The organism is Candidatus Leptofilum sp., from assembly GCF_965223525.1.
GTDB lineage: Bacteria > Chloroflexota > Anaerolineae > Promineifilales > Promineifilaceae > Leptofilum.
On record NZ_CBDCWX010000005.1, the window covers coordinates 2,476,555 to 2,500,882 of the forward strand.

At 52.5% G+C, this 24,328-nt stretch carries 21 protein-coding genes; 4 read left to right on the plus strand and 17 right to left on the minus strand.

All coding sequences use genetic code 11. From position 1 onward, the window contains the following. Positions 1-64: 64 nt before the first annotated feature. The 7 genes from ACOQPM_RS16330 to thrB form a co-directional block, all read right to left on the minus strand. Complete coding sequence (locus tag ACOQPM_RS16330; protein ID WP_420630337.1) at positions 65-1,702, minus strand: PucR family transcriptional regulator; 1,638 nt, start codon at positions 1,700-1,702, stop codon at positions 65-67. Beyond that, entirely contained in the window at positions 1,699-3,771 is a 2,073-nt protein-coding gene (locus ACOQPM_RS16335; RefSeq protein WP_420630338.1) for a response regulator, read from the minus strand. Before ACOQPM_RS16335 ends, ACOQPM_RS16330 begins: the two co-directional genes overlap by 4 nt. A 61-nt stretch (positions 3,772-3,832) precedes the next feature. Beyond that, a complete protein-coding gene (locus tag ACOQPM_RS16340; protein ID WP_420630339.1) occupies positions 3,833-4,543 on the minus strand; it encodes a response regulator transcription factor in 711 nt (236 codons plus the stop codon). Positions 4,544-4,711: 168 nt separating this feature from the next. Next, entirely contained in the window at positions 4,712-5,959 is a 1,248-nt protein-coding gene (locus ACOQPM_RS16345) for a dihydrolipoamide acetyltransferase family protein (RefSeq protein WP_420630340.1), read from the minus strand. Further along, a complete protein-coding gene (locus ACOQPM_RS16350; protein WP_420630341.1) occupies positions 5,959-6,939 on the minus strand; it encodes an alpha-ketoacid dehydrogenase subunit beta in 981 nt (326 codons plus the stop codon). The genes ACOQPM_RS16345 and ACOQPM_RS16350 overlap by 1 nt, the downstream gene beginning before the upstream one ends. 2 nt (positions 6,940-6,941) lie before the next feature. After that, positions 6,942-7,919 carry a pyruvate dehydrogenase (acetyl-transferring) E1 component subunit alpha gene (pdhA, locus tag ACOQPM_RS16355; protein ID WP_420630342.1) on the minus strand — a complete coding sequence of 326 codons (978 nt, stop codon included), beginning with the start codon at positions 7,917-7,919 and terminating at the stop codon, positions 6,942-6,944. Positions 7,920-8,241: 322 nt separating this feature from the next. Next, positions 8,242-9,207 (minus strand): homoserine kinase, encoded by a 966-nt coding sequence (thrB, locus tag ACOQPM_RS16360; RefSeq protein WP_420630343.1) that lies wholly within the window; start codon positions 9,205-9,207, stop codon positions 8,242-8,244. Between the two features lie 192 nt (positions 9,208-9,399). Here thrB and ACOQPM_RS16365 point away from each other — a divergent pair, with 192 nt between their 5' ends. Then, a complete protein-coding gene (locus tag ACOQPM_RS16365; protein ID WP_420630344.1) occupies positions 9,400-10,647 on the plus strand; it encodes a class I SAM-dependent rRNA methyltransferase in 1,248 nt (415 codons plus the stop codon). Positions 10,648-10,681: 34 nt separating this feature from the next. Here the strand turns inward: ACOQPM_RS16365 and ACOQPM_RS16370 are convergent, their stop codons facing one another. The 10 genes from ACOQPM_RS16370 to ACOQPM_RS16415 form a co-directional block, all read right to left on the minus strand. Continuing rightward, the gene (locus ACOQPM_RS16370; RefSeq protein ID WP_420630345.1) at positions 10,682-11,011 is read right to left on the minus strand and encodes a nuclear transport factor 2 family protein; all 330 of its coding nucleotides are present in this window, start codon (positions 11,009-11,011) and stop codon (positions 10,682-10,684) included. Between the two features lie 510 nt (positions 11,012-11,521). After that, positions 11,522-12,316 (minus strand): SAM-dependent methyltransferase, encoded by a 795-nt coding sequence (locus ACOQPM_RS16375; protein ID WP_420630346.1) that lies wholly within the window; start codon positions 12,314-12,316, stop codon positions 11,522-11,524. A 196-nt stretch (positions 12,317-12,512) separates the two neighbouring features. Continuing rightward, positions 12,513-13,400, minus strand: a complete 888-nt coding sequence (locus ACOQPM_RS16380) for a CPBP family intramembrane glutamic endopeptidase (protein ID WP_420630347.1) — start codon at positions 13,398-13,400, stop codon at positions 12,513-12,515. Positions 13,401-13,404: 4 nt separating this feature from the next. Beyond that, on the minus strand, positions 13,405-13,899 hold the full coding sequence (locus ACOQPM_RS16385) for a DUF2306 domain-containing protein (protein ID WP_420630348.1): 495 nt from the start codon (positions 13,897-13,899) through the stop codon (positions 13,405-13,407). Further along, positions 13,896-14,747, minus strand: a complete 852-nt coding sequence (locus ACOQPM_RS16390; protein WP_420630349.1) for a hypothetical protein — start codon at positions 14,745-14,747, stop codon at positions 13,896-13,898. The genes ACOQPM_RS16385 and ACOQPM_RS16390 overlap by 4 nt, the downstream gene beginning before the upstream one ends. 10 nt (positions 14,748-14,757) lie before the next feature. Continuing rightward, positions 14,758-15,141, minus strand: a complete 384-nt coding sequence (locus tag ACOQPM_RS16395; RefSeq protein ID WP_420630350.1) for a hypothetical protein — start codon at positions 15,139-15,141, stop codon at positions 14,758-14,760. 11 nt (positions 15,142-15,152) lie between these two features. Next, complete coding sequence (locus ACOQPM_RS16400; RefSeq protein ID WP_420630351.1) at positions 15,153-15,377, minus strand: hypothetical protein; 225 nt, start codon at positions 15,375-15,377, stop codon at positions 15,153-15,155. 71 nt (positions 15,378-15,448) lie between these two features. Then, entirely contained in the window at positions 15,449-16,180 is a 732-nt protein-coding gene (locus ACOQPM_RS16405) for a cupin domain-containing protein (protein WP_420630352.1), read from the minus strand. Between the two features lie 29 nt (positions 16,181-16,209). Continuing rightward, positions 16,210-16,461: a hypothetical protein gene (locus ACOQPM_RS16410; RefSeq protein ID WP_420630353.1), complete on the minus strand. Its 252-nt coding sequence runs from the start codon at positions 16,459-16,461 to the stop codon at positions 16,210-16,212. Positions 16,462-16,617: 156 nt separating this feature from the next. Beyond that, the gene (locus tag ACOQPM_RS16415) at positions 16,618-19,194 is read right to left on the minus strand and encodes a LuxR C-terminal-related transcriptional regulator (RefSeq protein WP_420630354.1); all 2,577 of its coding nucleotides are present in this window, start codon (positions 19,192-19,194) and stop codon (positions 16,618-16,620) included. A gap of 271 nt (positions 19,195-19,465) precedes the next feature. On the opposite strand from ACOQPM_RS16415, the gene ACOQPM_RS16420 reads away from it, so the two are divergent. From ACOQPM_RS16420 to nei, 3 genes are all read left to right on the plus strand, one after another. Next, entirely contained in the window at positions 19,466-21,982 is a 2,517-nt protein-coding gene (locus tag ACOQPM_RS16420) for a lamin tail domain-containing protein (protein WP_420630355.1), read from the plus strand. A gap of 84 nt (positions 21,983-22,066) precedes the next feature. Continuing rightward, positions 22,067-23,236 carry a response regulator gene (locus ACOQPM_RS16425; protein ID WP_420630356.1) on the plus strand — a complete coding sequence of 390 codons (1,170 nt, stop codon included), beginning with the start codon at positions 22,067-22,069 and terminating at the stop codon, positions 23,234-23,236. A 155-nt stretch (positions 23,237-23,391) separates the two neighbouring features. Further along, complete coding sequence (gene nei, locus ACOQPM_RS16430) at positions 23,392-24,213, plus strand: endonuclease VIII (protein WP_420630357.1); 822 nt, start codon at positions 23,392-23,394, stop codon at positions 24,211-24,213. Positions 24,214-24,328 lie beyond the last annotated feature (115 nt).

The following is a 24,328-nucleotide window of genomic DNA, read 5'->3' on the forward strand; positions in this document are numbered from 1 at the left end:
TCCATTTTGTAAAGATTGCACAGAACAGACTTGAATTATGAATTGTGAGAGATGGATTATTGACTTACGGCCGTAACTGCCACAGCTTCAACGATAAGTGAAGAGCCAGCCGCATGTTTGCCTGGTTTAGATCATGCCCTGTTAGCTCTTGAATGCGCTCCAACCGGTAAAGTAGGGTGTTGCGATGGATGAAAAGCGATTCGGCCGTCTGGCTAATGTTGCCATGATGGTCAAAATAGGCATCAATTGTCTTTACCAAGCTACTTTTATGCTGCTCGTCATAGGCAACCAACGGGCCAATGACTTGATCTGTAAAACGGCGAACCACGGGAATTTCTTCTAACTGAACCAATAGTTGGTAAACGCCAAGGCTGCTGAACTTCACAACACGCTTAAGCTGCAACCGATCCCCAAGCTGCATAGCTTGTAACGCTTCATCGTACGTTTGGGGCCATTCACTTAATGTGGGTGCAGGGCCACTCAAGCCTGCAACCAAACGGCCGTCTGGGAATTCAGTATTTACTTGTTCTACAATACGGCGACCCAGTTCATGGGCTGTTTCCATATCCTCGGCATGTTTAAGCTGTTGAAAAACACAAACGTGCTTGTCCCCATACACATGCACCAAAGCAGAGCGACTGTGATTATTCAAAACCCAGTTCACTGTTGTTTCCAGGCGACGCAGCGAATACGCAGATGGGGCTGCCCACCTCAAGGCAATAACCGCGTGAGGCTGGCTCGTATTGTGATCCAACCGTCCCTCAAGTCGTTCGATCTCTTTGCGAGGCATGGTGCCTGCCAGCAGCCCCTCAAGAAAATCGCCACGTAACGCTTTTTTAGCTTCGCTAATGGCTTTGGCTTTGGCCATTTCCAAGGCGTAGGCAGCAGCGCCATGTTCCACAGCCAGCTTGTCGAGCAAATCTAGCTGGTCTGCCGGACCAATGACAGACAGATACCCTCTGGCACGATCCCCGGAAATGATGGGGCTAACGAGCCGCCCCACGTTTTCGATAGGTAAAAATTGCTGCCAGTGGCTTTGGCGAGCATGGGCTGCTGCTTTGCGGTTACGCAAAACCGGCGGCAACTCATCCCGCTGTTGCAGCATTTCGCGCAGTGGTTCCAGCGTGATCTCATTATTTTGCGGGATGGCAATCGCCTGAATTTCCATTCGCTTATCTTGAACAACCACAATTTTGCCCGTGAGTTTGGTGATTAGCTCCGTCATGGCGTCTAGCCCCTGGTCTTCCCGGGACATTTCTGACAAGGTGCGGTAAAGTTGCATCCCTCGTTCACTGGTGGCCGATTGCCGATCGACCAGCAGCCCAGCGACAGCCCGATTGACTTCCCGCACAGAACTATTGGTAGGTACAATGAGTAACTGCGTATTAAGCCTGTTTGTCTGCTCACCAATATCATCGGAGATTGGTTTGAACAGCAGCAGCCCGGCCACGTTAATTTCGGCCATCAAAGCCAGCTTTTGCTTAAAGGTGGCGTCTGAAATTTCTGTTTGAAGGGATGGTGGAATGAGTACCAAGTCATTTAGCTGAACTTGCTCTTCAATAGCGCCCCAACTGGTAAGCAGCACCACCCACTCAACCGTGCGCCGAGCCTGTTCAGCTCCGCCCATTACGGCCGTGTTCAGTGGTAACGCCAAGCGAAGTAAGTCGCTGATTGTTATTTGATTTAGCGGTTGTTCATTCATGCGTTCGTTTTGCCATTTCCGTTGACGGGCAGCCGGATGATAAAGGTCGTGCCTTCGTTTACGGCACTGACGACATTTATTTCACCACCGTGTTGCTCAATAATACGGTGGCTTGTTGCCAGACCTAAACCAGTTCCTTTGCCGGGGTCTTTTGTGGTGTAAAAAGGCTCAAAGATGTGAACCAATTCTGCCTCCGACATCCCTTTGCCATTATCTTGAACAATGATTTGAACATGCTCGCCGTCTGCACGGGTGGTAATGGTGATTTGGCGGTGACGAGGCAGTTGGTGGACAGCATCTCTAGCGTTGACAATGAGATTGAGCCAGACGCTTTTTAGGTGTTCCCAACTAGCAACGATGGATGGGAGGTCATCGGCCATGTTTTGAATCACTTCGGCATCGGCCGTATTTAGCTGATACCGGACAAGGTCCAATGTTTGCCGAATGGAATGGTTGACATCTCCTTCGGTGAGATTGTAATGTTCTTGGCGGGCAAAATCGAGTAAGCCGCGAACTACTTTTGTGGCACGATCACCGGCGCGAGCAATAAGATCAACTGCTTCATAATTCTCATCCTCTGCAGGGATGAACATTTTGAGCATTTCGGCATTGGCGTTGATGGCGGTGAGGGGGTTGTTAATTTCGTGGGCAACGCCAGCGGCTAGCTGGCCGATGGCGGCAAGTTTGCCTGCTTGCAGCAGTGAGCTTTCCAGCCGTCGCTCTTCGGTTCTGTCTTGCCAGAGAATGACAGCGCGGGCGGAACTTGCTTGCTTGCTGGGGATTGGATAGGCGTTGACATCCCATTCGCGGGGGAGATGATCGTCACCTTTCCAGTTAATGGTCCAGCGTTCGGCTTGCTTTTGGGCCAGAGTTTGGGCTGCTTGGCAATGATCGCAAGGTTGGCTGCGGTTGAAGAATGTTTGGTAACAAACTTTGTTAACAAGATGTTCTGGTACGGTGTCCAGTTCATCTGCTTTGCTTTTGTTGATGCCTATGAGCTGCCAATCGTCATTGATGGTGTAGATAGGGTGGGGGATGCCATCAATGAGGGCTTGAAGGGTGTTGCGGCTTTCCAGCATTTCTTGCTGGCGTTGCCGAATGCGGGTGAAGAGCCAGGCGTTTTCTATGGCTTCGCTGATGGAGCTGGCTAGCGAGGCAAATAGATCAAGATCAACTTCGGTGAAGGAGCCTTCGGTTTTGTTGAAGGCATTGATGAGGCCGACGGGACGGCCGCGCACCACAAGCGGGGCGGCCATGAGGGTGTTGACGTCAAAGTTAGGTGGGGCATCAATGGCTTGATTGAAACGGCCGTCTTCACCCGGAAAATTCAGCATAACGGCCGTTTGCTCTTGAAACGCCGTGCCAAAAATGCCTTCGCCAACAGGAACGGTAGGAACGGCCGTCACCGGCAGCGGTCCACCGCGCCCGTGCAAATTTTGGTAACGCAAATGGGAGCCACCTTCCACCATCAATGCGCCAGCTAGCTCTATACTCAATAGTTGGTCAACCCCTTCCACCGCCGTGGCTAAAACTTCTGTTACTTCCAGCGTGGCCGCCACCGTTTGTCCAATGCGATTAAGCGCCGCTAGCTGTTGGCTTTGCCGCTGTAGCTGCTTTTCTAGCTGCTGGGTACGCAAAATGGTGTTGACACGGGCTAGTAGCTCTTGTGGACGGTACGGCTTGGTGATGTAATCGTCGGCACCAGCCGTTAGGGCTTCTACTTTTTCACTGCTACCGGCGGCGGCGGTAAGCAGCACCACGCGGGTGTAGCGCAGCGTTTCGTGGTCACGAATCCAGTTTAGCACATCCAACCCCGAGAGGTTAGGCATCCGCATATCTAGCAAAACAAGGTCAATCTCTGTGGCGTCGTCGGCGACGGTTGCTTGCAGAAAATCAATTGCTTCCTGGCCGTCTGGCACTGCCGAAACAATGAAGTCAGCCTTCTTCATTAAGAAATCAGCCAAAGATTCCGCAATTTCCGGTTCGTCATCTACGATGAGGATATGCGATCTTTTTTCGGTGATTGGCGGCGTGGAAACGGCCGTCCGCACCCCATTTTGCTTCGACACTTGTTGCCTCGTAATTGAGTAATTGAGCAATTATCTAATTACCCAATTACTCAACTCTTTATTACTGCTCTGGATTTGTCGTAAATGTATACCCATGCCCCTGAATAGTACGAATATATTTCGGCTCGCTAGGAATGGGTTCAATTTTTTCCCGGAGATTTTTGATGTGCGCGCGCACCAGTTCAGGGCTGCCGGTGTCGCGGGGATAATCCCACACATCTTGCAACAGCTGCTGGCTGTTAAACACCTGGTCTGCATTACTCATTAGATGATAAAGAAGATCAAATTGCACATTGGTTAACAATGCTGTGCCATTTGGTGTGGTCACTTTGAAGCTGCGGCAATCCAAAACCACTTTGCCTGCAACGACTTCATTGGGTTTTTCCTCTTTCACATCTTTTGGAACAGCCCGTCGCAAAATCGCCCGAACCCGCAACTGCAGCTCTTCCATGTTGAATGGCTTACTCAAATAATCGTCAGCGCCAGCCCGGAACCCTTCGATTTTGTCTTCATCCTTTGCTTTTGCCGTCAAAAATAGCACGGGCAGCTCTTGCAGCAATGGGTCCCCTCGTATTTGCCGACATACCTGGTAGCCATCGGCACCGGGCATCATAATGTCTAGAATAAACAGGTCGGGACGATGACGACGCGCTAGCTGTAATCCCTCAGTGCCGCTATTGGATACCATCACATGGTAGCCATACAGTTTCAGGGCACGCTGTAACGTGCGGGAAACCAGTTCATCATCGTCTATTACAAGAATTGTGGCCATGTGTACTCCTCTGGCTCAACTGCCGATGGACAATAAAACATCTTATGTGAATCTGCCGCCGCTAGTATAGCAGATTTTTGACGATTCTTCGGCAGATAAATCTGCTTCAACAGTTACAAAGACCGCCTGCGCGGTCTAACGGTTAGTCACTGAAGGGCGGCTTCGTAACTAAATGAGCAATCGCAGTGGGTCTTCTAAGATACCTTTTAGCGTTTGCATATACTGTGCAGCTTCTGCGCCGTCCGTCACGCGATGGTCGGCGGAGAGGGTGGCTTTCATGCGGGTGCCAACGGTCAATTCGCCGTCTACGACGACTGGCACCTGCGTGGCAGAACCCACGGCAAGGATGGCGGCATTGGGTGGATTGATGATGGCGATGAAATGATCCACGTCAAACGCGCCCAGATTACTGACGGTAAAGGTGGCTCCATCTACGTCCTCAGGTTTGACTTTGCCTTCGCGGGCGCGGCCAATCATCTCTTTGTGATCCTGAGCAATTTTGGAGATGCTGGCTCCGTCAGTCCCTTTTTGCACAATGGTGAGCAGCCCGCCTTCGATGGCAACGGCCGTTCCCACATTAATTTGGTTGTGCAAAATAATCTTGTCGCCACCAAAGCTGGCATTGATATTTGGAAATTCGCGCAAGGCCAATGCTGCTGCCTTCACCACCATATCGTTCACCGACACTTTTTGCTCTGGCGCCAGCGCATTGTTGATTTGCTTCCGCAAACTTAGCGCTGCTGCCATATCAATTTCTGTCGTCACGTAAAATTGTGGAATGGTCGTTTTGCTTTCTGTCATGCGGCGGGCAATGGCCTGGCGCATTCGGGTAAGCGGCACCTCGGTAGCGGTTGGCGGCGTTGGCACAGATTCTACGGCCGTAGGCTGTGCTGCTGGCGGGCTTGCCAGGTATGCTTCTACATCAGATTTGCGGATACGGCCGTTAGGCCCACTGCCACCCACACGAGACAAATCCAGGGCGTGTTCTTGCGCCATGCGGCGGGCGACAGGCGTTGCCTTTACGCCATCGGGAAACTCAGCATGGTCACCCGCGGGGGCAGAGGCTGGCATCGCAGTTGGGGCAGGGGCTGCTTCAGGTTGTGGGGCAGGCGCCTCTTCAGCAGGAGGAGCCGCTGCGCCGTTGCTGCTGTCTGCTATCATGCCAGAAACATCTTCCCCATCTGCGCCAATAATGCCCAAATTGTCACCCACCGGAATGAGATCGCCGGTGTTGGCCAACTGAGCCAGCAAAACACCCTCGGCACGGGCCGTTAGCTCCTGCGTTACCTTATCCGACTCAATTTCAGCCAGCACGTCCCCTTTTTGCACCGGGTCGCCAACCTGTTTGAGCCAGGTACCCATCGTACCTTCTTCCATATCGAAGCCCAGCGTGGGCATTTTGATAAACTCAGCCATTATAGAATCTCCTTCACGGCGGCGATGACGCGGTCAGCATTGGGCATCGCGGCTCGCTCAAGTTCACCGGAGTACGGGGCGGGCACGTCAAACTGCGCCACGCGCTTGATGGGTGCATCAATGTAATCAAACGCTTCATCCTGCAACCGGGCTACAATCTCAGCACCAATGCCGTAAGTTTGGTGACCAAATTCTACCACCACCGCCTTGAACGTTTTCTTGAATGATTCAATCACTGGCCCCATGTCTAGCGGCTGCAAGGTTCGCAAATCTATCACCTCTGCTTCAATGCCCTCTTTGGCTAACGCTTTGGCCGCGTCTAGCGACGTGTGCAATCCTTCACCGTAAGTCACAATAGTGACATCAGAGCCTGCACGCTTCACGTCAGACACGCCGATAGGAACTGTATACGCTTCTTCCGGGACTTCAGCACGCACTTTGGGCGAGGTGTAAAGCGCGACTGGCTCGATGAACATCACTGGCGCGTTATCACGAATAGCAGATATAAGCAATCCTTTAGCATCGCGCGGGGTAGCTGGGCAGACGACTTTGAGCCCAGGAAAATGGGCAAATATGACATCGGGCGTGTGGCTATGGGTAGCGCCTAGCTGCTTGCCGCCACCGCCAGGTGCACGAAAAACCACCGGGCAATCAAATTGACCATCGAACATGTAGCTTACTTTGGCTGCGTGATTGACAATGGCATCGAAGGCGACAAAGGCAAAGTTGATGGTCATAAATTCGGCCACGGGGCGCGTGCCAGTCATGGCTGCGCCGGTGGCGGCACCGGCAATAGCCATTTCAGAGATAGGTGTGTCGCGCACACGCCGCTCGCCAAACTCATCCAGAAAGCCTTTGGTGACGGCGTAAGTGCCACCCCAGGCTCCCACTTCTTCACCCATGATGAATACATTTTCGTCACGGCGCATCTCTTCGCGCAGCGCTTCTGTAATTGCTTCTCGTAAAGTTAATCGGGCCATGATTAGTCTGCCTCCGCATTGCTGGGATAAATGTGGTTGAAGAGGGTGTCGAGGACTGGCGGTAGCGATTCATCCGAAAATTCAACGGCTTTGTCCACTTCATCAATGACGGCTTTGTCAATGGAAATTAGCAGCGATTCTTTGACGCTATGTTCCTCGAGTAGATGGTTTTGCAGCGTGGCGATGGGGTCTTTCTCGTCACGCCATATGTCTAACTCACCTTCGGGGCGATAGCGGGTACGGTCACCGATGCTGTGTCCCTCGTAGCGGTAGGTCATCATTTCCAGGAATTGTGGCCCTTTGCCTTTGCGGCAGGCGGCGATTGCTTTTTGAGTGGCTTCGTAAACGGCTAGGATGTCCATGCCGTCTACCTGCTTGCCCGGAATTTTGTATGCTTTGGCTTTATCTATCATTTTGTGGGCGGCGGAGGCGCGTTCGATGGAGGTGCCCATGCCGTATTTGTTGTTTTCGCAGATGAAAACGATGGGCAAGTCCCAAACGGCCGCCATGTTGAGCGATTCGTGGAAGTAGCCGATATTGGTAGCGCCATCACCAAAGTAGCAGAGGCAAACGTTGTCAGAGCCTTTATACTGTTCGGTGAGGGCCATGCCGACACCCAATGAGATATGGGCACCAACAATACCGTAGCCACCCCAGAAGGTACGTTTCTTGCTGGCCAAGTGCATGGAACCCCCGCGCCCGCCAACAACGCCAGTGGCTTTGCCCATTAGTTCCGCCATAACTTCGGCAGCAGGGATACCCACGGCGAGGGCGTGGCCATGATCGCGGTAGGCGGTGATGACGTGGTCGCCTTCTTTGCGGGCCGCAATGGTGCCGACGGCAATCGCTTCCTGACCAATGTAAAGATGGAGGAAGCCTTTAATTTTGCCTTCCAACTGGTATAGCTCGTCGCTGCGCTCTTCAAAGCGACGAATGAGTACCATTTGGCGGTACCAGTCCAGTAATGTCTCTATGTCCATTCATGTCTCCTTAGCAAATGGTGGCTGGTGGTTGGTTGCGAGTGGCTTGTACCAGCTTCCAGCCACCTTTCATGAAAAGCAAGGCCAAAATGTGGGAGATAGCCTGCTTTTTGTACCGTCAAACTGGGAAATAGATTGTTTACGTATTTTGGTGACAAGCTAGCGAGTGCTTATCTTACATGTGCGATTTGGTTGCTATATCAACCACTATTTAGTTTATCAAATTGTACCCCGGCTGGCGAGTTTGGTTATCTGTGTGCCTGGGTTTTCCAATTGTCGCAATTTTAGGACGCGGACTAGCGCGGATGACGCGGAAATTTGCTTATAATCTGCGCCCATCCGCGTTCATCCGCAACCCATCGGGTTGCGAATCGGGCTTTTGAAAAACCCTGATCTGTGTGCCGGTGGTGTCTACAGGCAAAATCCAGCTTTGGCAGGCGAGGCCATTTTGCTGGAAAACGGCCGTTACCGCTGCCACAATTTCTTCATGATGATCACGAGCAAAAGCGATGAGGCTGGGGCCAGCACCGCTAAGGGCAACACCTGCAGCTCCAGCAGCGTAGGCGGCTTCAAACGCATCTGCCATGCCGGGGATGAGCGGCAGGCGGTAGGGTTGGTGCAGGCGGTCTTGCATGGCCAGAGTGAGGGTGGCGTAATCGGCCGTTTCCAGAGCGCGGATGAGCAGTGGCAGGCGGCTGGCGTTGAAAATAGCATCTTGGCGGCTAATCTGGGTAGGGAGGGCAGCGCGGGCGTCTTTGGTGAGCAGGTGAAAATCTGGCGTGACAATGGCGACTTGTTGTGTGGCGATTGGCAGTAGCTCGATGTGAACCTGGTCATCGTGCATCACACCCAATACCAGACCGCCAAGCAGGGCAGGCGCAACATTGTCTGGGTGGCCTTCTTCGGCAGTGGCTTGGGTGAGCAGTTCTGCTCGGGTAAGTGGATTGCCTAGCAGGGCGTTGGCGCCTAGCAGCCCGGCGAGTACGGCCGTTGAGCTGCTGCCCAATCCACTACCGACGGGAATGTTGTTTTCTTGCTGAATGTGCAGGCCAGACGGCCGTTTGCCAAACCGTTCAAATAGGCAGTTGGCTGTTTGGTAAACCAGGTTGGTTTCGTCGGTGGGCACTTTCTCCGCGTCCAACCCGGTCACTTCGATGGTGAGGCCGGGGGTGGCAACCTGGGTGAACGTGATCCGGTTGTACAAAGCCAACGCCAACCCCAGGCAGTCGAAACCGGGGCCGAGATTGGCAGAAGTGGCGGGGATGGTAACAGTAATTTGTTTGTTCATCAAAATTTCCGGCAAATTATATTGTTTTCGGCAATGCGCCTCATTTTACGCTAGAATGCTGTTAGGAACGAAAAAATCAAGAAGTAAATAGTACAGTAATGGCGTCACTCAAAGGCACAGGTTACGTAGGCTTCCTGCTTCTATGCCCACGACATTCTCTGTGACTATGCAGAGCTTCTACACAAATTAGCAATGGATTTGGAACGAGAACTGGCTCATTTGCCTAGACCGTCTGAGAAGCGACTGGCGCTGCGGGTGAGTCCGGCGGCGGAACGCGCGATTCGGAAGGGGCATCCCTGGTTGTTTGATCAGGCAATTCGGCAGCAAAGTCATAACGGCCGTCCTGGTGATCTCGCCGTTATTTTTGATCGCAAGAAGCGATTTTTGGCGATTGGGCTGTACGATCCGGCGTCTCCCATTCGCGTGCGAATTTTGGCGCGGGGTAAGCCCACCCAAATTGATGCGGATTGGTTTTTGTATCGGGTGGAAACGGCCGTTGACAAGCGCCTCTCTCTGTTACAAACCAACACGACAGGGTATCGCCTGGTACACGGCGAAAACGATGGCCTGCCAGGGTTAGTCATTGACCGATACGGCGAGACGGTGGTGCTAAAATTGTACACGACGGCTTGGGTGCCACATTTGCGGGATGTGATGCCGGCGATCAGCAAAATTGTCCAGCCCAAGCGAATGGTGTTGCGTTTGAGCCGCTTTGTACAACGGCAGGAGGATGATTTATTTGGCCTTTACGATGGACAACTGTGGGGGCAGCCGGTGCGGAATACAGGCGTTCGCTTTTTGGAGAATGGCCTCTATTTTGAGGCAGACGTGGTGCGGGGGCAGAAAACAGGCTTCTTTTTAGACCAGCGAGACAATCGGGTGCGGGTGGAAAAGCTAGCAGCGGACAAGCGGGTGCTGAATGTATTTGCCTATACTGGCGGCTTTTCACTTTACGCAGCCCGTGGCGGGGCCAAAGAGGTGGTGAGCCTGGACATCAGCCAGCCTGCCCTGGCCAACGCCATGCGTAATTTCAGGCTGAATCGGGCAAACGAAGCGGTGGCTGCTGCTAATCATGAACTACTGGTAGGGGATGCTTTTTTGTCAATGAAGCAACTCATTGCCAACAAGCGACGCTTTGAGATGATGATTATTGACCCACCTGCATTTGCCAAACGGCAGGATGAGGTAGAACGGGCATTGATAGCATACGGCCGTCTCGTTCGCCTCGGCCTCAAATTATTACGACCCGGCGGCATCTTGGTGATAGCTTCTTGCTCCAGCAGGGTGAGTGCGGAACAGTTTTTTGAGTTGGTAAATAAGACGGCACTGGGGATGGGACGGCCGTTGCAAGAAATCAAACGCACAGGCCACGCCCTGGATCATCCGATTGCTTTCCCCGAAGGTGTTTACCTCAAATGCCTCTTTGCTATGGCTTCTTAACTATTTTCACTGTTAGTGCCTATGCCAGCTTTTTTTAGAAAGAAGGCTTCTCCCCATAATGGTAGTATGAAAAGATTTCCGTAATCTGACCATCCCGAACATAAATACAGTCACAAGCTGGATTACCGTTGACTAAATATCGAGCCGCAAACTTATCGCCAGACCCCAAGATGTCGAGGATTTCAATCGTCGGGCTGAAAAAAGCCTCGGTGTTTTCTCTGACCAGAGCAAGATAGGCTTGCCTGCTCTTGATAGCGCCAAAGGGGCTGTGATGAACAAACTCTTCAGCAAGCGTGCGTTCAAGTTGAACAATATCTTTATTGTGAAAAGCACCAAACCAAGCATCCACCAGCTTCCTATTCACAAACAACCTCCAATCTCTAACAAACCTAATGATTTTAGCTCGAATGTTCTGGTGGGGGAGAATACCATATCAATGCCACAGACGCAATTGCGATTAAGCCGATGCCTGAGTGCAGAACAGTTGTTTGAGATTGTGAATCAAGGGCGGTGTAGCCGTCCAACCCGAATGTCTTGATAAGCTGCCTGCGAGAAAGCCCAAGGGCTTCCAAACACGAAACATCTTCAACCACCAGCACCTAAAATCGTGAACGAGCCTCGACCTCGCAGGTCAGGTTCATTATTTGTTAGGCGAATTCACATCCTGCCTGTTGAATTGTGCAACAAGGCCGGTTGATGCAGGCCACCTTTGCTTTTGGAAGAACGTTGTGGGAAAAAATCAACCAGAACAGCAAGCCGCGCGCGGGAGTCTTTTTTCTTCCAATAAATTCCTTTGAGTTTTTGAGGAGAGTCAGATTAAATCTCAGATCGTTCAATAACGAGCCGTTGAATGCTCATGTTTCACAGACGGCTCTTACGCCTTTTCAGCCTCCAAAATAAAATGAGTTAAATATGGATAACCCTCTTTTCTAAACCGATATTGCTTAGCGTCCGTGATGGCTGTGTCAACATCTCCCCCCCTTTTTAAATTATCTAATACATCATCTTCCCAGAAAATTACACCATCGTTGACTTCTGCACTGATTATATTTTTGTAAATATGTGTGCTTTCTAAAAGCTCTTTCCACCATGGAGGAGAATGGTATTTTGAAAATTCGTTTGGCCAAAGGTCAGTTTTGTCATTGTATTCATTGGGGAGATTTTGTATTGCCTTATCTGAAAATTCGGAACTAAAACAAGGGCTTCCAATACATAATTTGCCGCCTTTTTTAAGATATTTAGAGATCTTAGTCCAGAAGTTTTTGTCGTTTCCAAAATAATGAACAGAATCCATTAGAAAAAATGCATCAAAGTACTGCTCAGCAAATGGGAGTTTATCGGTTACATCCAGGTTAAGGGGAATAACTGATTGTTCTACTTTGTTTTTTATAATATTTTTATTAATTTCTGTTGCACTGATCCAAAGATCTAACGCGAAAACTTTACAATTTAATTTTTTTGATAAGAAAACTGAAGTTGTTCCTTTTCCACAACCTATATCTAGAATGATAGCTCTGTTGGCTAGGCTTCTACTCATGATGCTAGCTAAGTAAAGTCCACCTGGGCCCATCTTTCCGTCATAGATTTCTGTTTCTGAATAGCCAGCTAGTTCAGGATAATTTGATCTATCAGGGGATCTAAAAGTTTTTCTTGTTTCTTCTTCAGACATTTTATTTTTCCTCGGTTTACGGTCTCATTTACTTTCGCGGTGCGAACATCTCGTCTACGTTTAGAGCGGTGACCAACCAATCACTCACCCAGGGAAATCCCGCACCTTGGTCATTTCGGTGAGCCTAACGCCTGCATAAGCCGCGCGTTTCCCAGCCTTGTCACTTTCCCAATTTTCGCACAAACTGACTTATGATTTACCATCTCGTATGGGCACGTTTCAAGATGATGCCCGCAATCAAGCCGACAACAAGCAAACTCAGCGTCGAAATCAACTCCCAGTCAGTGCCGACAAGGGCGGGGAAGAATGTTTCAAATCCCTCTTCCCAATTTTGGGTGGCGTGAAAGAGCAAGACGGGAATCAACGAGCCGCCGCTGCCGTTGAATAGCAGCGTAAACAACATGCTGAGGCCAATTGACAGCAGGGCAAATGCTACAATTGATAGCGCATCACGCCCCCACAGGACGGGCAAATGCCATGCGCCCCAAAGAACGCCGATGACGAGGCTGGCGCGAAATGGCGACATACGCTCCTGTAAATATGGCAGGGCGAAGCCGCGCAGGCCAAACTCTTCGCCGAATGCACCGCGCAGGAAGAGGGAGACGAAGAAGCCGGAATGTAGGCTGAACAGAACAGTGGTGAGGGTTGTTGAGGTGATTTTGGCCGACTCCACACCACCCGCGACCAAAACCGCCACCCCATACAACCCTAACGGTAACAGACCCAAAGCATACCAACGCCAAGCCATCCGCCACCGAGTCAGTCGTTGCCAAAGAACAAGCAATCCCTCGCGCCCGGTCGTGAGTGCAATCGTCACAATGCCCGCAATCGAGAAGGCGAAATCGGCAAGTCGCGTGAGCAGATAAATAATCCAAGGTGCGACAATGGGTGTGCTGTTGCCAAACTGGAACGCTTCGCCCATTTGCAGCAGCACCAGCCCACTCTCGATGCCCGACTGACGGGCGATCAGGTGCAACACGCCCAGCGCACCCCAAGCCAGCGCATACGCTAGTCCAAAAAAGAACACGAGCGGCCGAGCGAGGCGTTTGTACTGAGTTTTCGGAATAAATTGAGTTGCTGTCATCACGTTAGCTCCTGTTTGCCGCCCGAAAACGGGTGGGTAGGCCTTTGTCGATTTTGGGCAGGTAGAAGAAGATGACGAAAAAACCGACGCCGTTGACGATGACCGAGGTGATGGTGACGACAGGGCCGAAGCTCTGCTCTGTGCCAGGCAGGCGGCTGGTGATTTCGGCAAAGAAGGCAGCTACCAGACCGACGTACGAGCCAGAGATGGCGGCGGCATGCCACGTCAGCCAGCGTCCCTTCGGGCGGCGTGTGAAAACCGGTACCATGCCGATGACAATGATAACTAGGCTGTAGATAGCGAGCCAGTGAAAGGGGCCAAATCGGCCGAAAAGCCGATAGATAAACAGCGCACTGATATTGAGCGCGATCATACAGGTTAGGTAGACATGACCGAGCGTACGATGCCAGCGTGTGCCTTTGCGGATTGCCACCACCGCCGTGCCAGCAATCAAGGCCACAAGACTGAAAATAAAGTGAACCAAGCCGATGGTACTCATGCTTCTTCTCCTGCTACCGCTTCGGGAAAGAGGTAGACAAACCGAAACGGTGCGAAATGTTCGATAAAAGTTGGTTGAAAGTTAAGGTTGGCGACCGACTCGCCAAAGGTCAGGCTGTCTCGCTGTGGGTCGAACAGTTGCAAAACAGGTGGGTCTGAGGCGAGAAATGTCTGCGCGTCGCCATTGAATGGAAACGCCTCGCTGATCGGGTTGACCACTTTGGCAGGGAGCGTTGTTTGCCGTGCGGCGCGGATCGTTTGGCGCAGGCCAAAGAGTTGCAGCAGTTGCCAGCCCATTTGAGGCGATGTGCGTTTTCCTTCGTACATGTGGCCTTCCAAAATGAGATTTTCGGCCGAATCCCGAAACACAAACCGCTTCTGCCCATTATCCCGACTGATTGAACCGTGTGCCTGCGCCGCGTCGAGGCCGAGCAGTTCACGGTTGTAGGCAACGGCCGTTGCGCCATCATTCCAGAGGCGATAGCAAAACATGCGTGCCGCCGGGTTGACAAACAACTCTTTGAGCAATGCGAGTGGATGGTTGCTGACGGGTAGTTGCGGGCTGTGTGAAACGAAGATGCTGATTTGCAGTTCGTTGTGCTGTCCCAAACTCGCATCGGCAAAATCAACGACCCAGATACCCATCAGGGCGCGTCTGTTGGCTGTTTGGATAGGGTGGACGGTCTCATTGTTTAAGATGTGGCGGACAGTGCTGAGTTCGGCCGAACCGCCGATCAGCGTTCCATGCCCGTCGTAGACGTGATACGGAGTGGGCACCTGCCCAACGGAGAGCGAAAGCTCTCCGTTGAGCGGGTGCTGTGCAAAAAGTGGGTGGTTGCGGTTGAACATATCGCCTCGTTTATCGAGTCAGGCGGATGGCAGGCAAAGCCGCGACAAGGTGCATGATTTGCAGAATCACAACTGTCAAAACAGTGACGTTGGGAATGGTGAACGGATTGTATGCAAAGCCGAGCAAAACGAGCACAACTCCAGCAAGCATGACGCGGTTGGTCGTTTTCTGCGTGAGAAAGCGACTCAGCAGGGCATAGCCAATGATGGCGGTGAAACCGCCCGCGAACGTTAGGCCCACAACCGCAGCGAGCGGCACAATGTCTGTGGGCAGATTGCCGAGCGTGGCGAGCAGAGCATTAGCAAGCATTGCGCCAACAGTTGTGGGTGCGCCGATGCGTAGGATTCGGCCGATATTCCAATCTGTTATAGGTGAAGTCGTTGTTGTTGTCATCTTAAATCTCCTCAAAGTTCAGATTCAGTTGTTGCGGGCAGACGCTCGATGGAAACGATTGGTACACCGAGGTCGCGGATGCGAGCCAGCAGGCCGTGCAGGGCAGATTGGTCAACCACCTCACCGATTAGCACAGTATTGCCTTGCGCCGTGTTCGTGAGTTCAAGATTGCCCAACCAGTCCGCCCAATTGCCATTCAACACGCTTTGCAATTCGATTCGATACCGTTCCATCATGTTTTGTCTGCCTCGTTAAAGTTGTGCGAGGTCTCCTGAATTGGCAGAACCTCGCTTATCAATTCGCGTGCTCAAGCGATCTGTGGTGCATTCAAACCGTTTCTAACCTGATTGAGCACAGGCTGTTCGACGTGGGTACGCCAAAACGCTTCCTCAAGGTATTTCGGGTCAACTGCACGGTAGCCCAACAGACGGCCGATGGGAGCTAGCGCTTTTGCCAGAGGCCGCGTAATGCTTGGTGGCGGACTGGTGAATACCGTGTCGTCAGCATATTCACTGCCGATGAGCATGGCGTGCCAGAATTTTGGTTGACCCGCAGGCGTGAGGCGGCCTTCATGGGCTGAACCAAAGAGCGTCGCAATCACACTGCTAGTTCTAGCCGCCGGTCTTGTCTCAGCGACAATCACACCGTTCTGCGCGCCTACGCAACGAAACGTATGCGGCATGCCCTTTGGGACAATCACTTGTTCCCCGGTTCCGGCTTTCTGCTCTTTTCCATCCACCACAAAAATGAAATCCCCTTGCACAATGTCAAAGATTTCATCGTAAGTGGGGTGGATGTGTTCAGGTGGGCCAGCGTTTCCGGGCGGGAAAATACCGACACCACGTTCGAATTCGCCCCCGCTATCTGCTGAGGAAACGAGCACAAAAATGAATTCTCCAGTGATTGGCTGTGAAAATAATGGTGAAATGCGCTGATCAAGCAGTTCAGCTATGTGGCTGTCGGTTTCAAATTCAAATCCGGTGCCATCTACAAAGTTGCCATGCTGATCGATCGTGCGACCTGTTATAATTTTTGTCATGTTTTCTCCTTATCAAACAGGTAATTGTGTCAAGATGCTGCGTTAATCGCCTTTGCTTCTCGGTACCCATCAAACGCAAGTGCGGTATTGATGATGAAAACCGCCGCGAACATGATGGTGTAGAGCTGTGGGAGCGGCTCACGGATAGCGAACTCTACATACGTGAGCATGATTGCGCCCAACGTGAGGGCCAACCCAACTGCCCGACGACGGCCGTTGTAGAGCATTCCCAATCCAGAGAAGAAGAAATTTCCCAATACGGCAATCCAAGGTTTTTTCATGATCAAAACTCCTTTGTTTTGTGTCGCCTTCAGCAGTTCATTTGCCGCTTCCAACGATGTTTAATTTGACAATGACAGATTACACTTTTCAAAGGTGTAGGTTCATCGTCCAAAGGGTGTATAGGGGGTGTATGTTCGGAAAGGTGTAGGTTGAGTTTAGAGGATGCCTAGCCTGTGGGCAAGGGTGGTTGCCTCGGCACGGTTGGCAACACCGAGTTTGTTGTAGAGGTTGGCGGTATGCCGTTTGGCGGTTGAGGGGGCAATGACGAGGCGTGCCGCGATCTCTTTGTTGGTCATGCCCTGTGCGATTAGGCGCAGGACTTCGGTTTCGCGGGCGGTCAACTGCGTTTTGGGCGGCGATGCGGGACTGACATATGTGGGGAAAGCGGCGAGGATGGTCGCGGTGTAGGGTGGTGGATTGTCGAGTTGGGTAAGCAGGTGGCGTAGTGGGTCGCCTGCATCGAGGAAAAGGCGGATTGCGCCCGATTTTTCGGCCGAAACCACTACCTCGCGCAACAGTTCCTCTGCTAACTCCCCATCCCCCAACGCATGATGACACAGGCACAGGGCAATCCGTACGTCCTGACCAACCGGCAGCGCTTCCAGAATCGGTAATGCTTCTTCTGGTCTTTCAACCGCCATCAGCAATCGGGCGATGGTTAGCGTTTGTAGCCTAGAGCCACTCTGCAAATCGGCCGAAAACGTCCGCAATTCGCGCAAATTCTGTTCAAGCGTCAATCCATCCGCACCCTGAGCCAGCGCAATTTCGGCAATTGTCACCGCCAGACTTTGTCGGGCATGGGGCGTATTGGCGATGGCGCGAAGCTGTTCCAATTGCTCAATTAGGGGCGGGATGGCATTCGGCCGATTTTGCGCTAGACGTAATTTCACCAATGCCAACGCACCCTCGCTGCGGTTGGCAATCCCGCTCGCCTTGAGCAGTTCGGCGGCGATTTCGAGCTGGGTTTCAGCCGAATCCAACCGATTCCATTGATAGTACAGTTGCCCGAGCGCAGTGTGAATGGGTGCGACCGTTGGCAGGCCGTTGGCAAATGCAATGCCTTGCAAAAACACCTGCTCCGCTTCATGCAATCGGCCGACTTCGACCAGCGTATTGCCCTGTCCAAGCATCGCATAGAGCTTTGTAAACACGTTGTCCAGTTGCTCGCTGAGCGCACCTGCCTGCTCAAACGCGGGCAATGCACGATCTGCATCCCCCTGCCCGCGATAGGCATACGCGAGATTGAGCGTGGCCGACGTTCGCATTTGCATCATCTGTCTGCTCGCGGCATGGTCATCAAACGCCGCCAGCACATCTTGCGACAGCGCAATCGTTTGTGCCATGTCGCCCCGTCGCAATGCCATCGAGCCGCGAATCACCTGTTTGCTAATTGAGTTGGACGCATTATCAGGCAGGTGTGCCAACGTTGCCTCAACGTCATGCTCGTTTTCACGGAAAAGCTGTGCCCATGCGGTGATCTCGGTCAATTGCGGATTGCGATAACGCCACGCCGTCGGGAGTTGTTTGACCCATGTGAGGATGCGAATGATTTCGCCGTGGGCGAGCCACCGACTGCCGTACAAGGTCATGAGACGGATGGCATCTTCAGATTCGGCCGAAAGGGCATGCTTGATTGCACTCTCGGCAATCCCTTCCTTCTCAAACCACACACTGGCGCGACTGTGTAGTTCACGCTCCTGCTCCGGCATTTCCTGCCGCAACTGTTGGCGCAGCAAATCGGCAAACAGATTGTGATACCGATACCAACGCCGTTCATCATCAAGCGGAATCAAAAAATGGTTGCTCGCTTCCAACATCTCGATCACGCTTGCCGATGACTGCGTTTCATCCTGCAAAACGGCATCACACAGTGTACTGCAAAAGCGATCCAGCACCGATGTTTGCAGTAAAAAGTCGCGGCTGTTTGCGGGCGATTGCGCCAGCACTTCCTCTGCTAAAAAGTCGAACACGTAGCGGTTCGACCCGCTAAAGTCGGCGATAAAGCGGTCGCGGTCGGACCTGCCCTGCAACGATAGTGCTGCCATCTGCAACCCTGCCGCCCAGCCTTCTGTGCGCGTGACGAGTGTTTCAACGGCATTAGGCGTCAACTCAAGTTTTAGCAGCTTGTTAAGAAAGGCTGCCGCGTCGTGCCGAGCAAAACGCAGGTTGTGCTGACGAATCTCAGTCATCAGGCGGTGTGAACGGAGTCGTGCCAGCGAAAAAGGCGGGTCGGCCCGGCAGATCAGGACGAGGTGGAGGTTGGGTGGGGCATTATCGAGTAGAAAGTGGATACCATCGTGGATCGCCGCGTCGGTCATCAGATGGTACTCGTCCAGTGCAAGTGCAATTTTGTGAGCCGAATCGGCTAAATCGTTGAGCAGGGCAGACAGAATGAGGCGCAATTCGGCCGCTTGCGCCTCATTGAGCATCTGAAAGGCACTTTGCCCGAGGGACACATCAATCTGTTGGATGGCGGTGAGCAGGTGGGCGAAGAAGCGGAACGGGATATCGTCTGTCTCGTCGAGCGTTAACCATGCTGTTTTCCATGCGCTGTCAATTTGCTCGAACCATGTGGCCACGATGGTCGTTTTACCAAAGCCTGCGGGTGCGGAAACAAGCGTGAGGCGGCCGTGTAGCCCGTCGTTAAGACGGGTGAGCAGAGGGGGGCGCGTGACGAGATGATGAGGTGAATTCGGCCGAAATAGCTTCGTCCGTAGCACAAAGTCTGCCATTCGGTAATTGTACTATATAAAACTCGCTTCCAAAATCAGTTTTGCTTGTTTCAAGACTGTTTTCCATGAGCCACGTCGTTTCGACCTGATGAAGTAGGTACAGGTCTGCCTAATTACTCGTTAACTTGCACTGATGCTGGATGAACCACCAATATTCGGTTTATCCAGCAGTTTTTGCCTTCAAGGTTGAACCGTAATTTAGTCACAGATTTCGCGAATTTTTTTGGTTTTGTCTTATAATCTGCTAAATTGCCAGTGAGGAGGGATTAGAATGATGCACCAGAAATTTGTTTGGCGATGGCTGTTGTTTTGCGGAACGGCCGTACTTCTCATCACCATTCTCCAACCTGCCCATGCCCAAATTTCCAACCCTGGCTTGCTCATTACCGAGGTGTTTTACAACCCGCCCGGTGAAGAGTCTGAGCGAGAGTGGATTGAGATTGCCAACGTGGGCACGGCCGTTCTTGACCTGAGCGACATCAAAGTGGGGGATGAAGAGCAAAGTGGCGGGGGCGAGGGGATGCGCCGCTTTCCTGAAGGCACATTGCTGGAGCCGGAGCAGGCGGTGGTTGTGGCCCAAACGGCCGTTGGCTTCCGCTTCCTCACCGACAATGATCCTGACTTTGAACTGACAGATTCCGACCCCAACGTGCCCGATATGCGGAACTATTTGCTGTGGGCAACGGGCGACATCGCCCTGGCCAACGATGGTGATGAGATTGTGCTTCTTAACAAGAACAACTTTGTCATTGATAGCGTGAATTATGGCGACCGGACGACTTTTTTTGCGCCAGCGGTAACGGCCGTTTTTGAAGGCCAAAGCATCGAGCGCAACCCCGCCAACTGCGACACAGACACCGCCACCGACTGGCAGCCGCAGCAACAGCCCACCCCCAGCACCGTCCAGTTCGACGACGCCTGCCGCGCCCCGCTGAACCCTGCCGAGTTAGAAGAATTGCCGCCTATCGGCGCGATTCAAGGTGGGGGCGAGGTGGCCGCCGCTATTAACCAGACCGTCACCTTTCGTGGCATTGTGACGGGCGTGTACGAAGATCGCAACACCAGTGGCACCACCTTTTACACCGCCTTTGTGCAGGACATTCCCGGTTTTGAAGATGGCGATCCAATGACTTCTGACGGGATTGCGCTCTTTTTGGGGCGGGAACGGCCGTTCTTCCAAACGGGCGATCAAATTCGGGTCTCTGGGCTGGTGACAGAGTTCTTTGGCCTGACGGAGCTAGACGACAACAATCTGGATATCCAGGTGGAACTTACCGACCAGCCGCTGCCCGAACCCATCCTGATCGATCCGCCCGCCGGAGCCGAGGCATTGGCCGCCTACTTTGAGCCGCTGGAAGGAATGCGCGTGCAAATGGCGAACCCCGCCCGAGTAGTGGGGCCAACCTTTAGTAGCTGCGGCTTTGCCGTTGTTTCGCCTACTGTAGACACGCCGCGCATTTTTCGCCGCGCACTAGCCGATTCCATTGGGCAGGTGGTCCCCATTTTGTACCAGTCCGACCAGTTTTGTGATGGCTTTCCCCATGTCAAAACAGGGGATTTGGTCAGCGGATTGGTGGGCCCGCTCACCTACAACTTCGACCAGTTCAAAATTGTGCAGCAGGCGGGGGATGAATTAGCCGTGACAAGCGGCGAACTGCCCCAACCACCTACTGCGCCCACCCTGGGCGAAAACCAAATCAGCATTGCCAGCTTCAACATGGAAAACTATTTTGATCTTATAGACGACACTGGCGACGATTCGGAGCCAAAGCCGCTGGAACTAGAGCTGTCGCTAAAGCAGCAAAAGCTGGCGGCAGCGCTGACCCAAACCCTTAACTGCCCCGCGTTGGTGGCTGTGCAGGAGGTAGAAAAGGGGACGCTGCTAGATGAGCTGGCCCTGCTAGCCGCGTCCGCCTGCGGTTTCACTTACGCCGTCACCCATCTGGAAAGTGCCGACGTGCGGGGAATTGATCTGGCCCTGATGAGCAACCCCAACCTGGTAATGGTGCAGTCGGCGCGACTGATGCAAACCTGCACCGTGCTGGAAACAGAGGTCAATGATGTCCGATTGGACTGCCCGGCAGGGCAGGATGTTCTCTTTTCTCGCCCGCCGCTGATGGTGAAGGTTTTGGTAGAGGAACGGCCGTTTACCATCATCGTCAACCATTTCAAATCTAAGCGGGGTGGGGAAGCGGAAACCGCACCCTGGCGATTGGCACAAGCCAACCACGTTGCTGGTCTAGTTACAGACATTTTGGCAGATGACCCAGCGGCCAACGTCGTTGTGCTGGGCGACTTTAACGATTACGAACAGTCGCCGCCCTTGCTGGCCCTGACGGAAAATGGCAATCTGGAAAACGTGCTGCTGCGCTTGCCGGATGACGTGCGCTACAGCTTTGTGTTTGGCGGCGTGTCGCAGCTCATTGACGGTATTTTGCTATCGCCTGCCCTGCAAGATGCCGTGGCCGATGTCATGATTTTGCACGTCAATGCAGATTATCCCGATGCGTTGAGTGTGGACGTTTCGCCAGAGGCTTTGCCTTTCAAAACTACCGATCACGATCTGCCATTGCTCATCTTGGAACTGGCTGATTTGCCCGCGCCGGAGCCGGGTTCGGTGGCAACGGCCGTACCCAATCCCGATCCCTCCCCCACGCCCATCAACATGGAACCGATTGACCACCCTGACGATATAGTGCGCCGCAGGATGGGGTGGCTGATAGGCGGCTTGGCCTTGCTAATTGGTGGTGTGGGAACGACCGTGTTCCTCATTCGCAGACGCAACTGATATTCAAAAATTTTCACGGTAGGTTTATGAAACTGCACCTCCGAGCCATTGCTTTTGCCTTCGGCCGTCTATTAAAATCAAGCTATGTCTGTGCCGATGAAACATATCCTCGTTCTGGAACCAGATCGCACTTTTGCCCTGCGCCTTACTCACGCCCTCAGTCGCATTGGTGATTTCAATGTTTCGATGGTTGATTCATTAAAAGATGCCTGCTTGCAATTGGTGCAAAATGATCAGGATTTGGCCTTTGTGCCTGTGGCCGAAGGTGCCAAAATTGTTCGCTCATTGCGGGCAGTTCAGCCAGATTTGCGAATCATTTTAGTAATGCCCTCTGGCGACGAGGAGATTCCGGTAACTTATTCCGGCAACGTGCAGGGGGTGCTCATCAAATCGCTGGTGGATGTGGAGCTGGAAACGTTGGTAGAAAACGTATGGCAGCGGCCAATGGTGCAAACGGGCCAGATTGATTCACCAGTGACTCAGGATGCTATCCGCTCACTGGACATCGCCACACTCATTGCTACCCTGCAAGAAGCACACCTGGGTCGCCTGCTGCAAACAATTGTGTTTGCACGAGGTAGCAAACTGCTGGCGTACTGGGGCGAACTGAACGAAAGTGAAGCCGCAGCAGTGGCGCTCCATGTTGGTGAAAGCTGGCAAGAGAATGCGTTGCCTTCCCGCCTGCAATTTATTCATCTGCCGGCCCGCGCTGGCGATTTGTTGTTGTTCTCACATCAGGTGACGGATGATTTTTTAGTGACGATTGTTGCCTTGCCAGAAGCACCCTTAACTGAAGTGCGACAGCAGGCGCGGCGCATGGCCAAAAAGCTAACGGCCGTTGTCGAGGGGCGGATTCTGGCGCACACTGGGCTGCTGGGCAATGGTCTTGGAATGGGGGTACGGCCGTCTTTCGTCATCGTCTGGCGGCCATTAGAACCATTACCCCGGCAACTCCATATTCCCCTGCGGCGCGCCATGAGCCGCCTGGCAATGGCTAATGCGTGTGTGCTAACCCATGTGCAGGTGCAGGCCGATTTGATACAGCTTGTCGTGACAGTTCCTCCTGGACGTGATGCTGGTTGGGCCGCTTACTTATTCAAAAATGGCTCTGAACAAACTATTCACCAGGAGTTTAAGGCAGAAGGCAGCCTGTGGGAAACGGGCTTTTACGCTACTGAATCGGCAGAGCCGCTCACCGAGGCTGAGCTTAACCTGTTCCTCGATTCTTCCTCTGAAACGGCCGAATCTTCCTAAAAAAGTCATCACTAATTTAACGAATAAACGAATGACACGAATTTTTATGCCGCATTTATTCACGGTATTGGTTCATTCGTGCCATTCGTGATTTCATATCGTAGGTTTTTTGGTAAGATAAACCCTCAACAACTTTCACACATTGGAGCAGTTTTATGCCTGAAGGGCCAGAAATTCAGCTAGCGGCAGATGAGGTGGCCGCAGCCATTGCCGGACGACCCACAACGGCCGTTTCCTTTGCTTTTGACGCGCTAAAAAAGTATGAGCCGATTTTGACAGGGGTGGAAGTAACGGCCGTGCAGGCGCGGGGCAAAGCGATGCTCACCCGGTTTGCCAACGGCTACAACATTTACAGCCACAACCAGCTTTACGGCATTTGGCTGGTGCGCGATGCCCATGATTATCCTGAAACCAAGCGGCAGCTGCGGCTAGCCATCCACAATGAGCAGAAGTCGGCACTGCTTTACAGCGCATCTGACATTGCCGTGTTGCAAGATGGCGAACTCGACAGCCACCCTTTTTTGAGCAAGCTGGGGCCGGATTTGCTAGATGAATCGGTTACGGTTCAACAAGTTGCAGAGCGGTTTACGGCAGATCAGTTTCGGCGGCGGCGGTTGACCTCGCTGCTGCTGGATCAGGGTTTTTTGGCGGGATTGGGCAATTATTTACGCAGTGAGGTGCTGTTTGTGGCGCGTGTCCATCCCAGCTTACGGCCGTTAGATTGTAGTGACGAGCAAATTGGGGCGTTGGCGGAAGCGGCCGTTGCGCTCACCCGCCAATCGTACCAAACTAGGGGCATCACCAACGACTTGGCATTAGCTGAGAAGCTGAAAGCCGAGGGGCAAAGCTATCGTGATTATCGTTTCTGGGTGTTTAATCGAGACGGCCGTCCTTGCTACAACTGCGGCACGGTCGTCATCAAAGACCGCATCGGCGGACGACGACTTTATTACTGCCCCACCTGCCAAGAAAAATAATCTGTAGCCGCGCTTTCTTAACTGCTTGGCGGTTTTTTTTATAGAAAATTCAGTAGAATAAACCGCCAAACCTTGAGGTGTCACAGATTTCTTTTCTCCATTTAAACTGTGACAC

What these genes read in the sequence shown, in the direction of transcription:
- ACOQPM_RS16330 (WP_420630337.1), bottom strand. Translation starts at nt 1,702, where the DNA reads ATGAATGAACAACCGCTAAATCAAATAACAATCAGCGACTTACTTCGC.
- ACOQPM_RS16340 (WP_420630339.1), bottom strand. Translation starts at nt 4,543, where the DNA reads ATGGCCACAATTCTTGTAATAGACGATGATGAACTGGTTTCCCGCACG.
- ACOQPM_RS16345 (WP_420630340.1), bottom strand. Translation starts at nt 5,959, where the DNA reads ATGGCTGAGTTTATCAAAATGCCCACGCTGGGCTTCGATATGGAAGAA.
- ACOQPM_RS16350 (WP_420630341.1), bottom strand. Translation starts at nt 6,939, where the DNA reads ATGGCCCGATTAACTTTACGAGAAGCAATTACAGAAGCGCTGCGCGAA.
- pdhA (WP_420630342.1), bottom strand. Translation starts at nt 7,919, where the DNA reads ATGGACATAGAGACATTACTGGACTGGTACCGCCAAATGGTACTCATT.
- thrB (WP_420630343.1), bottom strand. Translation starts at nt 9,207, where the DNA reads ATGAACAAACAAATTACTGTTACCATCCCCGCCACTTCTGCCAATCTC.
- ACOQPM_RS16365 (WP_420630344.1), top strand. Translation starts at nt 9,400, where the DNA reads ATGGATTTGGAACGAGAACTGGCTCATTTGCCTAGACCGTCTGAGAAG.
- ACOQPM_RS16375 (WP_420630346.1), bottom strand. Translation starts at nt 12,316, where the DNA reads ATGTCTGAAGAAGAAACAAGAAAAACTTTTAGATCCCCTGATAGATCA.
- ACOQPM_RS16380 (WP_420630347.1), bottom strand. Translation starts at nt 13,400, where the DNA reads ATGACAGCAACTCAATTTATTCCGAAAACTCAGTACAAACGCCTCGCT.
- ACOQPM_RS16385 (WP_420630348.1), bottom strand. Translation starts at nt 13,899, where the DNA reads ATGAGTACCATCGGCTTGGTTCACTTTATTTTCAGTCTTGTGGCCTTG.
- ACOQPM_RS16390 (WP_420630349.1), bottom strand. Translation starts at nt 14,747, where the DNA reads ATGTTCAACCGCAACCACCCACTTTTTGCACAGCACCCGCTCAACGGA.
- ACOQPM_RS16395 (WP_420630350.1), bottom strand. Translation starts at nt 15,141, where the DNA reads ATGACAACAACAACGACTTCACCTATAACAGATTGGAATATCGGCCGA.
- ACOQPM_RS16400 (WP_420630351.1), bottom strand. Translation starts at nt 15,377, where the DNA reads ATGATGGAACGGTATCGAATCGAATTGCAAAGCGTGTTGAATGGCAAT.
- ACOQPM_RS16405 (WP_420630352.1), bottom strand. Translation starts at nt 16,180, where the DNA reads ATGACAAAAATTATAACAGGTCGCACGATCGATCAGCATGGCAACTTT.
- ACOQPM_RS16410 (WP_420630353.1), bottom strand. Translation starts at nt 16,461, where the DNA reads ATGAAAAAACCTTGGATTGCCGTATTGGGAAATTTCTTCTTCTCTGGA.
- ACOQPM_RS16415 (WP_420630354.1), bottom strand. Translation starts at nt 19,194, where the DNA reads ATGGCAGACTTTGTGCTACGGACGAAGCTATTTCGGCCGAATTCACCT.
- ACOQPM_RS16420 (WP_420630355.1), top strand. Translation starts at nt 19,466, where the DNA reads ATGATGCACCAGAAATTTGTTTGGCGATGGCTGTTGTTTTGCGGAACG.
- ACOQPM_RS16425 (WP_420630356.1), top strand. Translation starts at nt 22,067, where the DNA reads ATGTCTGTGCCGATGAAACATATCCTCGTTCTGGAACCAGATCGCACT.
- nei (WP_420630357.1), top strand. Translation starts at nt 23,392, where the DNA reads ATGCCTGAAGGGCCAGAAATTCAGCTAGCGGCAGATGAGGTGGCCGCA.